This window comes from Amycolatopsis eburnea (genome assembly GCF_003937945.1).
Classification (GTDB): Bacteria; Actinomycetota; Actinomycetes; order Mycobacteriales; family Pseudonocardiaceae; genus Amycolatopsis; species Amycolatopsis eburnea.
The window spans coordinates 121,459-135,250 of record NZ_RSEC01000058.1; the positions used below are offsets into that span (position 1 = coordinate 121,459).

Annotated in this window: 13 protein-coding genes and 1 riboswitch; of the genes, 10 read left to right on the forward strand and 3 right to left on the reverse strand. The window is 71.9% G+C overall.

Features of this window, described 5'->3' with window-relative positions; genetic code table 11:
- Positions 1-40 precede the first annotated feature (40 nt).
- Positions 41-997 (forward strand): quinone oxidoreductase family protein, encoded by a 957-nt coding sequence (locus EIY87_RS25960; protein ID WP_125312504.1) that lies wholly within the window; start codon positions 41-43, stop codon positions 995-997.
- Here the strand turns inward: EIY87_RS25960 and EIY87_RS25965 are convergent.
- On the reverse strand, positions 974-2,221 hold the full coding sequence (locus EIY87_RS25965; protein WP_125312505.1) for an aminodeoxychorismate synthase component I: 1,248 nt from the start codon (positions 2,219-2,221) through the stop codon (positions 974-976). The genes EIY87_RS25960 and EIY87_RS25965 overlap by 24 nt on opposite strands.
- Before the next feature lie 19 nt (positions 2,222-2,240).
- A complete protein-coding gene (locus EIY87_RS25970; RefSeq protein ID WP_125312506.1) occupies positions 2,241-2,855 on the reverse strand; it encodes a glycoside hydrolase family 25 protein in 615 nt (204 codons plus the stop codon).
- 223 nt (positions 2,856-3,078) lie between these two features.
- Between EIY87_RS25970 and metG the strand changes: the two genes are divergently transcribed.
- From metG to EIY87_RS26000, 6 genes are all read left to right on the forward strand, one after another.
- Entirely contained in the window at positions 3,079-4,875 is a 1,797-nt protein-coding gene (gene metG, locus EIY87_RS25975) for a methionine--tRNA ligase (RefSeq protein WP_191984268.1), read from the forward strand.
- Between the two features lie 10 nt (positions 4,876-4,885).
- On the forward strand, positions 4,886-5,722 hold the full coding sequence (locus tag EIY87_RS25980) for a TatD family hydrolase (protein WP_125312507.1): 837 nt from the start codon (positions 4,886-4,888) through the stop codon (positions 5,720-5,722).
- 209 nt (positions 5,723-5,931) lie between these two features.
- Entirely contained in the window at positions 5,932-7,356 is a 1,425-nt protein-coding gene (locus EIY87_RS25985) for a resuscitation-promoting factor (RefSeq protein ID WP_125312508.1), read from the forward strand.
- A gap of 312 nt (positions 7,357-7,668) precedes the next feature.
- A complete protein-coding gene (locus tag EIY87_RS25990; protein WP_125312509.1) occupies positions 7,669-8,016 on the forward strand; it encodes a thioredoxin domain-containing protein in 348 nt (115 codons plus the stop codon).
- Positions 8,017-8,025: 9 nt separating this feature from the next.
- Entirely contained in the window at positions 8,026-8,877 is an 852-nt protein-coding gene (rsmA, locus tag EIY87_RS25995; RefSeq protein ID WP_125312510.1) for a 16S rRNA (adenine(1518)-N(6)/adenine(1519)-N(6))-dimethyltransferase RsmA, read from the forward strand.
- A 126-nt stretch (positions 8,878-9,003) separates the two neighbouring features.
- Positions 9,004-9,094: riboswitch (SAM riboswitch) on the forward strand.
- A 212-nt stretch (positions 9,095-9,306) separates the two neighbouring features.
- Entirely contained in the window at positions 9,307-10,320 is a 1,014-nt protein-coding gene (locus EIY87_RS26000; protein ID WP_125312511.1) for a methionine ABC transporter ATP-binding protein, read from the forward strand.
- Positions 10,321-10,383: 63 nt separating this feature from the next.
- Here EIY87_RS26000 and EIY87_RS26005 read toward each other — a convergent pair whose 3' ends face one another.
- Complete coding sequence (locus tag EIY87_RS26005) at positions 10,384-11,778, reverse strand: MFS transporter (protein WP_125312512.1); 1,395 nt, start codon at positions 11,776-11,778, stop codon at positions 10,384-10,386.
- 103 nt (positions 11,779-11,881) lie between these two features.
- Between EIY87_RS26005 and EIY87_RS26010 the strand changes: the two genes are divergently transcribed.
- The 3 genes from EIY87_RS26010 to EIY87_RS26020 are packed head-to-tail and all read left to right on the forward strand — an operon-like array spanning position 11,882 to position 13,791.
- The gene (locus EIY87_RS26010; RefSeq protein WP_125312513.1) at positions 11,882-12,415 is read left to right on the forward strand and encodes a TetR/AcrR family transcriptional regulator; all 534 of its coding nucleotides are present in this window, start codon (positions 11,882-11,884) and stop codon (positions 12,413-12,415) included.
- 9 nt (positions 12,416-12,424) lie between these two features.
- A complete protein-coding gene (locus EIY87_RS26015; protein ID WP_125312514.1) occupies positions 12,425-13,387 on the forward strand; it encodes a 4-(cytidine 5'-diphospho)-2-C-methyl-D-erythritol kinase in 963 nt (320 codons plus the stop codon).
- Complete coding sequence (locus EIY87_RS26020; protein WP_125312515.1) at positions 13,384-13,791, forward strand: ASCH domain-containing protein; 408 nt, start codon at positions 13,384-13,386, stop codon at positions 13,789-13,791. Before EIY87_RS26015 ends, EIY87_RS26020 begins: the two co-directional genes overlap by 4 nt.
- The last annotated feature ends 1 nt before the right edge of the window (position 13,792 follow it).

The following is a 13,792-nucleotide window of genomic DNA, read 5'->3' on the forward strand; positions in this document are numbered from 1 at the left end:
GCCAGAATGTCTCACAGCCACGACGGAGAGGGAACACGACATGCGCGCAGTGCAGGTGACCGAGTTCGGCGGACCCGAGGTGCTCACGCCGGTCGAGCTGCCCGACCCGGTGGCCGGGCCCGGTGAGGTGCTCATCGACGTCGAGCGGATCGGCGTCAACTACGCCGACACCCACCAGGCCGAGAACAGCTACCTGGCGCCGTCGAAGCTGCCGCTCGTCCCCGGCGGCGAGGTGGTCGGGACCAGCGGCGGCAAGCGGGTCGTCGCGCTGCTGAACGGCGGGGGCGGGTACGCCGAGAAGGCCGTCGCGCCCGAGGCCACGACGTTCCCGGTGCCCGACGGCGTCGACGACCTCACCGCGCTGTCCATGCTGGTCCAGGGCACCACCGCGTGGGTCCTGCTGAAGAAGAACGCCCACCTCGAGCCGGGCGAGTCGGTCGTCGTGCACGCCGCCGCCGGCGGGGTCGGGACCATCGCCGTGCAGCTCGCCAAGGCCTGGGGCGCCGGCCGCGTCATCGCCACCGCCAGCAGCGACGAGAAGCGCGCGCTCGCCCTCGAACTCGGCGCCGACGTCGCGATCGACTCGCGCGCGGAGGACATGACCGCCGCGCTGGTCGAGGCGAACGGCGGCCGCCGCGTCGACGTCGTGCTGGACATGGTCGGCGGGACCACCACCGACCAGAGCATCGCCGCGCTGGCGCCGTTCGGCAGGCTGGCGTTCTACGGCATGGCCGGGCGCGAAAGCCCGAAGCCGGTCGAGCTGCGCAACCTCCTCGGGCACAGCACGACCATCAGCGGCATGTGGCTCCCGCACGTCTTCCGCCTGCCCGGCAACGTCTTCGGGACAGCGCTGACCGACCTCTTCGACCTGGTGCTGGCGGGCAAGCTCAAGGCGATCCCGGGCGGCGAGTACGCGCTCGCGGACGCCCGCGCCGCGCACGAAGCCCTGCGCTCCCGCAAGACCGTCGGCAAGCTACTGCTCGACCCCGGCAAGTAGGGCTTCCAGGGGTGCCGCCTTGTGGAGGCACTCCTGCCACTCCGCCTCCGGGTCCGAATCCGCCGTGATCCCGCCCCCGACGCCGAGGGCGATCGCGCCGGCCGCGATCTCGAACGTCCGGATCGCGACGTTCAGCTCCAGCCCGGCCGCGGGCGACAGCAGCCCGATCGCGCCGGTGTAGACGCCGCGGCCGCCGGGCTCCAGCGAAGCGATCAGGTCGAGCGCGCGGATCTTCGGCGCGCCCGTCACCGAGCCCGGCGGGAACGTCGCGGCCAGCAGGTCGGCGTCGGACACCGCCGGGCGCAGCGTGCCCGTCACCGTCGAGTCCAGGTGCCACACGCCCGGTGCCGGGCGGACCCGCAGCAGCGAAGGCACGGTCACCGACCCGACCTCGCACACCCGGCCGAGGTCGTTGCGCACCAGGTCGGTGATCATCACGTTCTCCGCGACGTCCTTGGCGGACCGGCGCAGCAGCTCGGCGTTGCCGTCGTCGGCGGGCCCGCGCCGGGGGAGCGTCCCCTTGATCGGCGTCGAGCGCACCGCCCGCCCGTGGCGCGCGAGGAACAGCTCCGGCGAGAACGAGACCACCGAGCCCCACGCGCCGGACAGGAAGGCCGCGCGGCGCGGGGCCAGCGACGAAACCCCGGCCGCGAACAACGCCGCGGGCGAGCCCGAGAACGTGCCCGTGAACCGCGAGCAGATGTTCGCCTGGAACAGCTCGCCCGCCTCGATCGCGTGCACGCACGCCTTCACCGCGTCCCGGTGCTCCGAGGGCAGCGGCCGCCGCAGCGGTCCCGCCGACCACGTCGACGCGGGCGGGGCGGACGCCAGCAGCGCCTCCATCGTGGACACCGGCGGGCCGCCGCCGTCCAGGGACTCGAGGTGGCAGGTGCCGGAACCGGACCACCGCAGCACGTGGTCCGCCCAGCCCCACGCCGACGGCGGCAGGAACCCGGTGCGGCCCGAGGGGTCCGCGAGGTCGTACCCGAGGTAGCCGAACCAGCCGCCGCCGATCACGTCCGGCGGGGCGTCGAGCACCGGCGCGACGGGGAAGGCGCCGGGGGACACGGTGAGCGAAGGCGCGATCACCGCCTGCGCGCCGAACCACTCGCCGGACAGCATCGCGGGCGGCGGCAGCCCGCGGGCGGCGGCGTGGCGGGCGAGCACCGCGAACGCGCGCGCGGGCGTGACGTCCGTCCGCAGTGGGGTGCTCGACACGCGCATGGCGCCATACCACCACAGGTCAGAGCAGCAAGTCGCCCAATGTGAACGGGTACACGACGGCGTTCTGCTCCACCGGCCCGGTGATGCCGGGGACGTCCGCGGCGCACGCGTGCTGGTGCAGGCCGAGCCGCGAGTGGAACCAGCCCGGCCGGCCGGGGATGCCGTTGTGCCGGGTCAGCCAGAGGATGACCTCGCTGTCGGCCCAGCGGTCCGGGTGCAGCCGGTTCGCCCAGCAGTCGTGGTCGGCGTAGACCAGCACCCGCTCGATGCGCGCCGCGTGCCGGACGTGCTTGATCCACGCCTTGATGAACCGGTCGTCGACGCTCGGCGCCGCCACCTCCAGCGCCGGCGCGAGCGACCCGGTGGCGAACGCGCCGAGCCTGCTGGCCGTGCGCACGAAGTGGTCGGCCTGGTCGTGCACCGCGCCGGGCCGCGCGTAGTGCCGCCCGCCGACGTGCAGCCCGGCCTCCTGCGCCCCGGCCAGGTTCCGCTCCGCGGCGCCGTTGCTCCAGTTGACGTTCTCGCTGATCGTCACCGACACGAACTTCGTGTCCGCCGCGCGGACGGCGTGCCAGTCGGACACCCGCTCACGGTGGGACAGCGAGATCCCGCGTTCGCTCTCCGGCTCCGTCACAGTCCCGCCCCCGCCACTTCGGTGGAGAGCACACCATACGTCGCGGACGGCGGACCCGCAGTGACACACACGCGGTTGATCAGGCGGTTTCCCGCTCCTCGGGTACCGCGGCACGGTCACAGCGGTCCGCGCGGCGCCACTCGCCGCGGCCGGCCGGGGGCGTGGCGCCCACCGGGCCTCCCTCCCGACAAAGCGCGTGACGGCCTCCGTAGGCTAATAAGGTATGAGCACCCCTGTGTTGACCGCGGTGGCCTGGCCCTACGCCAACGGCCCCCGCCACATCGGCCACGTGTCCGGATTCGGCGTCCCGTCCGACGTCTTCTCCCGCTACCAGCGAATGGCCGGCAACCGGGTGCTCATGGTGTCCGGCACCGACGAACACGGGACCCCGATCACCGTCCAGGCGGACAAGGAGGACTCGACCCCGCAGGAGACGGCGGACAAGTACACCCGCCAGATCGGCACCGACCTGCAGGGCCTCGGCCTCTCCTACGACCTGTTCACCCGGACCACGACCGGCAACCACGCCGAGGTGACGCAGCAGATCTTCCTGGCGCTGCACCGCAACGGCTACGTCGTCCCGAAGACGACCCGGGGCGCGATCAGCCCGTCCACCGGCCGCACGCTGCCCGACCGCTACGTCGAGGGCACCTGCCCGATCTGCGGGTACGACGGCGCGCGCGGCGACCAGTGCGACAACTGCGGCAACCAGCTCGACGCCGCGGAGCTGATCAACCCGAAGTCGCGGATCAACGGCGAGACGCCGAAGTTCGTCGAGACCGAGCACTACTTCCTGGACCTGCCGGCGTTCACCAAGACCCTCGGCGACTGGCTGGGCACCAAGACCGACTGGCGCCCGAACGTCCTCAACTTCACCAAGAACCTGATCGACGACATGCGGCCCCGGCCGATCACCCGCGACCTCGACTGGGGCGTCAAGATCCCCCTCGAAGGCTGGCGCGACCAGCCGCTGAAGCGGTTCTACGTCTGGTTCGACGCGGTGATCGGGTACTTCTCGGCCAGCGTCGAGTGGGCGCGGCGCTCCGGCAACCCGGACGCGTGGCAGGAGTGGTGGAACAACGCCGACGCCCGGTCGTACTACTTCATGGGCAAGGACAACATCACCTTCCACGCCCAGATCTGGCCGGCGCTGCTGTTCGGGCACAACGGCGAGGGCGACAAGGGCGGTGAGCCCGGCAAGTACGGCCGGCTGCACCTGCCGGACGAGATCGTCTCCAGCGAGTTCCTCACCATGAGCGGCTCGAAGTTCTCGACCTCGCGCGGGCGCGTGATCTACGTCGAGGACTTCCTGCGCGACTTCGGCCCGGACACGCTGCGGTACTTCATCTCGGTCGCCGGCCCGGAGACCCAGGACACCGACTTCACCTGGGACGAGTTCGTCCGCCGGACCAACTTCGAGCTGGCCAACGAGTGGGGCAACCTGGTCAACCGGTCCATCTCGATGGCGCACAAGAACGTCGGCGCCATCCCGCGGCCGGAGGCCCCGACGGCGGCCGACGAGGAGCTGAAGGCGCTTTCGCGCAAGGCGTTCGACACCGCGGGCGCACACCTGGCCCGGTCCCGGTTCAAGCTGGCGGCGGCCGAGGCGATGAAGGTGGTCACCGCGGCGAACAAGTACATCTCCGACCAGGAGCCGTGGAAGCTCAAGGACGACCCCACCCGGCGCGACACCGTGCTGCACACCGCGCTGCAGGTCGTCTCCGACGCCAACACGCTGCTGACGCCGTTCCTGCCGCACTCGGCCCAGAAGGTGCACGAGGCACTCGGCGGCACCGGCGTCTGGGCCGCCCAGCCGGAGCTCAAGGAGGTCGACGACCTCGACATCGACGGCCGGGTCAACCCGATCCTCACCGGCGACTACGCGGCCGAGCAGGCCAAGTGGGAGTCGACGCCGATCGAGGTCGGCAAGCCCCTGCAGAAGCCGTCGCCGCTGTTCACCAAGCTCGACCCGGCGCTCGGCGAGACCGGGCCGGAGTGGGCGCCGATCATCAAGGAGTAAGAGGTACTGCATGGGTGACGAGAAGCGCGAGCTGCCGCCTGTCCCGGACAGGCTCCCGGTGTCGGTGGTGGACGCGCACACTCATCTCGACGCGTGCGGCGCGGTCACCGCGGCCGATGTCACGGCCATGGTCGACCGCGCCGAGCGCGCCGGCGTCGCCCGCGTCGTCACGGTCGCGGACGACCTCGCCTCGGCCCGCTGGGCCACCGAGGCCGCCGGCTGGGACCCGCGCGTGTGGGCCGCCGTGGCCATCCACCCGACGCGGACCAAGGAGTTCGGCGAGGCCGAGAAGTCCGAAGTGGAGCGCCTGGCCGCCCAGGACCGCGTGGTCGCGGTCGGCGAGACCGGCCTCGACTACTACTGGGACTACTCGCCGCACGACGCCCAGCAGGAGGCGTTCCGCTGGCACATCGACCTCGCCAAGCGGCTGGACAAGCCGCTGATGATCCACGACCGCGAGGCCCACGACGACGTGCTGCGCATCCTGGCCGAAGAGAATGCGCCGAATGCCGTAATCTTCCATTGTTTTTCCGGGGACGCGGAAATGGCCCGTAAGTGCGTGGACGCGGGATACGTCCTTTCCTTCGCGGGCACGGTGACGTTCAAGAACGCGAAGGGCCTCCACGAGGCGGCGCGGCTCTGCCCGCCGGGTCAGTACCTCGTCGAGACCGACGCGCCGTTTCTGACCCCCCACCCGTTCCGTGGGCGGCCGAACGAGCCGTTCGGCGCCGCCTACACCGTCCGTCACCTCGCGGCGCTCAGGGGCGAAGCTGTCCACGAAGTCGCCGAATCGGTCCGGACCACTGCCGAGCGGGTGTACCGACTCCCCAGTGTCACAACGGGTTGAACGCATTGCGACATCAGGGTTCCTTGATCGTCCACCTGATGGAGTGACGGGGATCACGACACTCCGGGGGGTGTTTGCGCAACCCGGCGGGACCCGTTACTGTCCCGTGATCGTGCCGGTCGGACCTGCGCTCAGCAGTTTCCGATCGTCACGCCCAGTCGTAGAGACGGCGCCCCCGACCGCCGTCTCGTGAAAGGGAACGATCCCCGGTGACAGGTAGCAGACAGGCTGGAGCGCGCTCCGCCGTCCTCGAACGCAGTTACTTCGAGGACACCGCGTATGGCCAGCTCGACTTCTCCGACGACCCGAACATCACGCAGCAGGACATCCTCGCCGCGCTCGGCCCCGACGCCGACGCGATGATGGCCGAGATCGACGTCGACGTCGACGAACTGATCCGCCTCATCAACGCCGAGACGACGTACCTGCCCCCGATCGTCATCCCGGACGCCGTCGAGGCGGACCGCACGGCGTCGCCGCAGGCCAAGCGCGCCGCGCTGGACGAGGGCCTGCGCGAGACCACCAAGGTCTGGAAGCGCCGCTTCCTCAAGGGCGCCGTCCTGAGCGTCATGATCAGCATCGCCGGCGGCGGCGCGGCCGCGCTGGCGATGAACAAGAGCGTCACCGTCGACGTCGACGGCCAGCAGCAGACCGTGCACTCGTTCGGCGACACCGTCGGCGAGGTGCTGGAGGACGCGGGCCTGTCCGTCGGCGAGCACGACTCGCTGTCCCCCTCCCCGCAGGCGGAGGTCGGTGACGGCGGCGTCATCAAGCTCGAGCGCGGCCGCCAGCTGAAGATGATCGTCGACGGCGCGGAGCACACCTCCTGGGTGCGCGCGACCCACCTCGGCGACGCGCTGACCCAGCTGGGCATGGCCGGCGTCGACAAGCCCGGCACGTGGATGTCGATGCCGAAGGACGGCGAGCTGCCCCTGCAGGGCGCCACCGTCGAGATCAAGACCCTGAAGAACATCACCCTGTACGACGGCGCCAACGCGCCGAAGCAGGTGAAGACGACCGCGGTCACGACGAAGGAGTTCCTGGGCGAGTACAAGCTCACCCTGGGCCCGGAGGACCAGGCCGAGGGCGGCCTGGACGTCAAGCTGACCGACGGCGCCGAGGTGCACATCAGCCGCACCGGCGTCTCGACGGTCGTCCAGAAGGAGACCATCGACCCGCCCGAGCAGAAGGTCGACGACCCGAACCTCGACAAGGGCAAGACCTCGGTCGAGGACCCGGGCACCCCGGGCGAGAAGATGGTGACCTACAAGGTCACGCAGAAGAACGGCAAAGAGGTCTCCCGCGAGAGCATCTCCGAGCAGGTCATCACCGAGGCCAAGCCGAAGATCATCCACGTCGGCACCAAGAAGGCCCCGACCCCGGCCATCGGCGACGGCTCCGCGTGGGACCGCATCGCGCAGTGCGAGTCGGGCGGCAACTGGGCCATCAACACGGGCAACGGCTACTACGGCGGCCTCCAGTTCGACAAGCGCACGTGGGACGCCTACGGCGGCGACGCGTACGCGGCCTACCCGAACCAGGCGTCGCGCGAGCAGCAGATCGCGATCGCGGAGAAGGTCCGCGACGCTCGTGGCGGGTACAGCGCCTGGCCGGTCTGCGGCAAGAAGGCCTGAGTTTCGCTTCGGAACGGCCCCCGTCCTTCGTGGACGGGGGCCTTTTCGCGTGCGGAAAAGTCAGGTCGGCGCGGCCGATCCGGCTGCCGGAGTCCGGCAAGGTGCGCGGGTGGCGCGGCCCGGCTCGGCCACTGTGGTGCCGCGAATGACTCATTCGGGACCTCCGAGGCCCCCAATGAGTCATTCGCGACCTCGACCATGCGGCCCGCCCCTGACAGCGGCGGGCCAGGGATCCTGGCCGTGCTGGGTCCTCCCCGTGGGCGGGGGCTTTTTCGTGTGCGCTGAAGGGCGCGGCCGCGCGACACTGACCTCGTGGAGGACTACCAGCGGTACAAGCTCGGGTACTTCCGCGAGGCGCTCACCCGGCTGACGTGGCCCGCCGAGCGGCAGCAGGCCTGGCTGCGCGAAATCGGCATCCCCTACGCCGCCGACGAACTCGCGATGGAGTTCGACGATTTCTACGCGGACCTCGGTCGCAGCACCGGCCTCGGCGAGGCGACCCCCGCCCTGGCCGAGCTGGACGGCGTGCTCGATCGCATGAGCGGCGAGGTCAACGCGCACCTCTGGGACGCCGAAGCGCTCGTGACCGAACCGGACTGGCAGCGCGTGCGCGACCTGGCCACCGCCGCCCTCGGGGTGCTTCCTGACCACGGTCGGTAAGCTCGTCCGGTGGTTGAACTGCTGGGACCCGCCGAAATCCGCGGGCTGGCGGCCGAGCTGGACGTGCGGCCGACCAAGAAGCTCGGGCAGAACTTCGTGCACGATCCCAACACCGTCCGGCGGATCGTCGAGCTGGCGGGCGTCACCGCGGACGACGTCGTGCTCGAGGTCGGGCCCGGGCTCGGGTCGCTGACGCTGGGGCTGCTCGCGACCGGGGCGCGGGTGGTCGCCGTCGAGATCGATCCCAAGCTCGCCGCGCGGCTGCCCGAGACCGTGGCCGAGCGCGGGCCGGAAGCCGCGGAGCGGCTGACCGTCGTCGGGGCCGACGCGCTGCGGGTCGCGAACGACGACCTGCCGGGTGCGCCGACCGCCCTCGTGGCCAACCTGCCCTACAACGTCGCCGTGCCGGTCGTGCTGCACCTGCTCGCCGAGGTGCCGTCGCTGCGGTCCGGGCTCGTCATGGTGCAGACCGAGGTCGCCGACCGGATGGCGGCCGGGCCGGGCAGCCGGATCTACGGCGTCCCGAGCGTCAAGCTCGCTTGGTACGGCCCCGCACGGAAAGTCGCCGCGGTGCCACGTTCGGTGTTCTGGCCGGTGCCCAACGTGGACTCCGCGCTCGTCGCGTTCGAACGCGGCGACGCGCCCGCGTCCGAAGACCGGGACAGTCTCTTCTCCCTGGTGGACGCCGCTTTCTCACAACGCAGGAAAACGCTTCGCGCCGCGCTCGCCGGCTGGGCGGGCTCGGCCGAGCGGGCCGGCGAGCTCCTGGCGGCCGCGGGCATCGACCCGAAGACCCGCGGCGAGCAGCTCGACGTGCGCGACTTCGCCCGGATCGCCGCCAGTGCGCAGGTCGGCCGCTGAATCCACCACAGTGGAGACGGTGAAAAACGCACGTTTTCGCCGTCACCTCGTGACTGCGACACCTCCAGTCGTGTGATGTGGGCCAACGGGCTTGCTTTCGCTCCGTGGGATCGGCTTAACTCAGTACGTCCATCCCGAGCGACCGAGAGACCTGGCTCGTCGAAGTCGCAGCAACCACCCTCCGCAGGGCAGGTGCTACCGCCAGGACCGATGGAGGCCGTTTTCGATGAAGAGGGTAGCTCGCCCCCTGCTGCTGACCAGGCGTCGCGTCGTCGACGAAGGCCGCCGCTCCGTCTCCGCATGTCGCCGCTCGCGCTGAGCTTCGTCTGAGCCGAACCACCCTTCTCAACGCACCGTCCACTGCGGACGGACATTCGCTTGCGGCCGGGCGCGCCCTCGTGCGCTGCGCCCTGTTTTTCTGGAGCTGTCGTGATCACCGTCGAAAACCTGTCCAAATCCTTTGCCACCAACGGAAATTCGGTCGTCGCCCTGCGTGACGTGAGCGTCGACGTCCAGGCCGGCTCGCTGTTCGGCGTCGTCGGCCCGGCCGGTTCCGGCAAGTCCGTCCTGGCCCGTTGCATCGCGCTGCAGGAGCGCCCCGACCGCGGGGTCGTCCGGCTCGACGGCCTCAACACCGGCACCCTCGACGGCCGCCGCCTCCGCGAGATCCGCCGTCAGCTCGGCGTCGTCTCGTCGAAGCCGGAGCTGATCGCCGAGCGCACCATCGCCGGCAACATCGCTTCGCCGCTGGAGCAGCTCGGCGTCGACGGCCCGCAGCGCCGCAGCCGGGTCGGCTCGCTGCTCGACCTGGTCGGCCTGACCCCGCGCGCCGCGCAGCGTCCCGGTGAGCTCACCGCGGGGCAGCTCCGCCGCGTCGCGGTCGCCAAGGCGCTGGCCGCCGCGCCGGCCGTGCTGCTCGCCGACGACCCGACCGCCGGGATCGACCCGGAGGAGGCCGGCTCGGTGCTCACCGTGCTCGACCGCGCGCGCTCCGAACTCGGCACCACCGTCGTCGTCACCACGCCGGACGCGGGCGTCGTCCGGCGGCTGTGCGACGACGTCGCGGTGCTGGAAGACGGCACCGTCGTCGAGCGCGGCACCGTGCTCGACCTGATCTCGAACCCGGGCAGCCGCACCGCGCAGGCGCTGCTGCCGGCCATCGAGACCCCGCGCTCGCAGGGCGCGCGCTACGACCGCGCGGTCGACGTCGTGCTGGTCGGCTTCGCGTCGGTGGGCGCGCTGCTGCCCGAGGCCGCCGGCCGCTTCGACGTCGAGTTCGCCACCATCGGCGGCGGCCTGACCCGGATCGGCGACACCCCGGTCGGCCGCTTCCGCCTCGGCGTCCGCGGCGAGCGCGCCGACGCGGCGCTGGCGTGGGTCGCCGAGCGCGGCGGCCACGTCACCCAGACCGCCCGCGGCCCCCAGGCCGTCGTCGCCGCCTGACCCGAACATCCGTGAAGGCCTCCTTACCGGGCATAAAAGCCGGTAAGGAGGCCTTCACGGCCTTTACCGGGTGCCGCGCGGGAGGACCAGGAACGCGGTGAGGGCGGCCGCGCCGACGATCGCCGCCGCCCAGGCTGACGCCGTCGTGTAGCCGTGGACGATCGCCGACGGCGTGGTGAGGCCCGCCGAGGCCGCCGTCGCGATCGTGTTCAGGGCCGCGGTGCCGAGCGAGGCGCCCACCTGCTGCGACGTCGTCACGAACGCCGAGGCCGCGCCCGCGTCCCGGGCGCCGACGTCGCGGGTCGCGACGTTCAGCACCACTGGCATGCACAGCCCGGCCCCGACGCCGAGCAGCAGCTGCATCGGCAGGACGACCGCGGCGTAGGACGCGTCCGGCGTCAGCCGCGTGGCCGCCACGAGCCCGCAGGCCAGCACGAACAACCCGCCCGCCAGCAGCGGCCGCGGGCCGACGCGCGGGAGCAGCCGTCCCGACAGCTGCGTCGACGTCAGCATGTTCGCCCCCAGCGTCGGCAGGAACGCCAGCGCCGCGGCGAGCGCGCCGTAGCCCATCACGACCTGCAGCTGGTAGGTCAGGAACAGGAACATCCCGAACGCGCCGAACGACGCCGCCCCGACCGTCAGGTAGGCGACGGCGCGAGCGCGGTCGCGCACCACCGCGAGCGGCAGCAGCGGGTGCGGGTGCCGGGCCTGCCGGGCCACGAACCAGCCGAGCAGTGCCCCCGAAAGTGCGAGGAAACCGATTACTGGCCCCGAAAATCCCTGAGTGGCCACTTCGGACAGTGCGTGCACGAGCAGCACGACGCCGCCGCAGCTGAGCGCCGCACTGGTCCAGTCCAGCCGGGTTTCGCGGTGCGCGGCTGTCGGCGGCACGGCGAACCAGGCGCCCAGCCCGGCGAGCACGGCGATCGGCACGTTGACGTAGAGGCTCCAGCGCCAGTCGAGGAACTGCGTGAGCGCGCCGCCGACGGTGAGGCCCAGCGCGGAGCCGGACATCATGATGGCGCTGAAGATCCCGAACGCCTTCCCGCGTTCGCGCGGGTCGGTGAAGGTGAGCGTCAGCAGCGACATCGTCGACGGCGCCAGCAGCGCGGCGAACACGCCCTGCGCCGCCCGCGCCCCGATCAGCCAGCCGCCCGACGGGGCCGCGCCGCCCACCGCGGAGGCCACGGCGAACCCGGCGATGCCGGCGAGCAGGGTGGTGCGGCGGCCGAGCCGGTCGGCCAGCCGGCCGCCGAGCAGCAGCAGGCCGCCGAACGCCAGCGTGTACGCCGAAATCGTCCACTGGCGGCCGGTGTCGGACAGGCCCAGCGCGCGCTGGGCCGAGGGCAGGGCGATGTTCACGACGGTCGTGTCCAGCACGACCATCAGCTGGGCCAGGCCCAGCGCGGCGAGTGCGAGCCAGCGGCCCGCGACGCGCGGTGGCGCGATCGTGGTCATGGTGAACCCCCGGGTAAGCTGTGGATGCATTGCTTGTCGGCCGACAAGCAATGCCAAGCTAAGTGATTACTAGTCGGCCGTCAAGTAAGTTGAGGAGCAGGGCATGGCCGGGCGGCGCACCGACACGCGCGAACGCATCCAGCGCGTCGCGCTCGAACTGTTCGCCGAACAGGGGTACGAGGGCAGCTCGCTGCGGGAGATCGCCGAGCGCCTGGAAGTGACGAAAGCCGCGCTGTACTACCACTTCCGCACGAAGGAGGACATCGTCACCAGCCTCCTCGAGGACTGGGGCGCGGCGCTCGACGATCTCCTCGCACGCGAAACCCGGCCCGAGGCGCTGCTCACCGAGTACGCCGGGCTGGTCGAGCGCCGGTTCGGCCCGGTCATCGGCCTGGTGCAGCGCAACGCGACGGCGTTGAAGGCCATCGCCGCGGGCGCCGGCCTCGCGGACCGGATGCTCCGGCTCCACGACCTGCTGCGCGGCGGGTCCGACACCCCCGAAGCGAGCCTGCGCGCGCGGCTCGCGCTGGTCGCCGTGCAGCTCGCCGGCGCCGAAGACGGCCCGGAAACCCCGCCGGACGTCGCGCTGGCCGTCGGGCTCGACATCCTTTCTCCTGGTCGGAACGCGGACACGTAGGCTGGTCGGGTGCTCGCCGTAGTTCCGCCCCCAGTCACCGTCCGGGTCCCGGCCAAGGTCAACCTGCACCTTTCGGTCGACGACCTGCGCGAAGACGGTTACCACGAGCTGGTGACCGTGTTCCAGGCGCTGTCGCTGACCGACGAGGTGACCGTCGCGGTCACCGACGAGCCCGGCATCGAGGTCTACGGCGAGGGTGAGGGCGCCGTCCCGACCGGGCCGGAAAACCTGGCCTGGCGGGCGGTCGAAGCCCTGTCCGCGCACGTCGGGCGCACCGGCGAGCCCAAGGTCCGGGTGGTGCTGCGCAAGGGCATCCCGGTCGCCGGCGGCATGGCGGGCGGCAGCGCCGACGCGGCGGCGACCCTGGTCGGGCTCGCGTCGCTGTGGAACCTCGACGTCACGCGCGACGAGCTGGCCGGCATCGCGGCGGAACTGGGCAGCGACGTCCCGTTCGCGCTCTACGGCGGCACCGCGCTGGGCACCGGCCGCGGCGAGCACCTCGTCCCGGTGCTGTCGCGGCACACGTTCCACTGGGTGCTGGCGTTCGACTCCGAGGGCCTGTCGACGCCGAAGGTGTTCAAGGAGCTGGACCGGCTGCGCGAGGCGGGCAACCCGCCGCGGATCGGGTCGCACACGCCGGTCGTCGAGGCGCTGGCCTCGGGCGACCCGCGCCAGCTGGCGCTCCTGCTGGGCAACGACCTCCAGGCGGCGGCGGTTTCGCTGCGGCCCGAGCTGCGCCGCACGCTCCGGGCGGGCGTCAACGCGGGCGCGCTCGCGGGCACGGTCTCCGGCTCCGGCCCGACCTGCGCGTTCCTCTGCGAAGACGCGCAGTCGGCGGTGGAGGTCGCCGCGGAGCTCTCGGGTGCCGGCGTCTGCCGCACGGTCCGCGTGGCCCACGGCCCGGTCCCCGGCGCCCGGGTGGTCGGCGGCGACGACGCCCCGCGCCCGGCACCGCCGCGGGTGCACGCGTGAAGCACGCGGAATTCGCGTTCCCCGGCCCGCTGCGCGACAAGCTGGTCGCGGCGATCCTGGCCGGGGAAAAGACGACGACCTCCGCACTGCTGGTGGAATACGAGCGGGCGGGCGAAGCGTTGCCTTCCGTGGGCGAGCGCGAACTCGTGCTCGACTCCGCCGGCGCCGGGGTCGCGGTCATCGAGACCGCCGAGGTGCGTGTTCTCCCACTGTCCGAAGTGGACCTCCGGCACGCGCTCGGCGAAGGCGAGGGTTTCACGAGCGTCGCCGAGTGGCGCGCCGGGCACGAGGAGTTCTGGCAGAGCGCCGAAATGCGCGCCGCCGTGGAGGATCCGGAATTCACCGTGGACGACACGACGCAGGTCGTGGCGACGCGGTTTTCGATCGTGGAAAGGATCGGCTAGC

Excerpts from the sequence above, each read along its gene's own strand:
- EIY87_RS25960 (WP_125312504.1), top strand. The coding sequence starts at position 41 with ATGCGCGCAGTGCAGGTGACCGAGTTCGGCGGACCCGAGGTGCTCACG.
- EIY87_RS26010 (WP_125312513.1), top strand. The coding sequence starts at position 11,882 with ATGGCCGGGCGGCGCACCGACACGCGCGAACGCATCCAGCGCGTCGCG.
- EIY87_RS25965 (WP_125312505.1), bottom strand. The coding sequence starts at position 2,221 with ATGCGCGTGTCGAGCACCCCACTGCGGACGGACGTCACGCCCGCGCGC.
- EIY87_RS25980 (WP_125312507.1), top strand. The coding sequence starts at position 4,886 with ATGGGTGACGAGAAGCGCGAGCTGCCGCCTGTCCCGGACAGGCTCCCG.
- EIY87_RS26005 (WP_125312512.1), bottom strand. The coding sequence starts at position 11,778 with ATGACCACGATCGCGCCACCGCGCGTCGCGGGCCGCTGGCTCGCACTC.
- metG (WP_191984268.1), top strand. The coding sequence starts at position 3,079 with ATGAGCACCCCTGTGTTGACCGCGGTGGCCTGGCCCTACGCCAACGGC.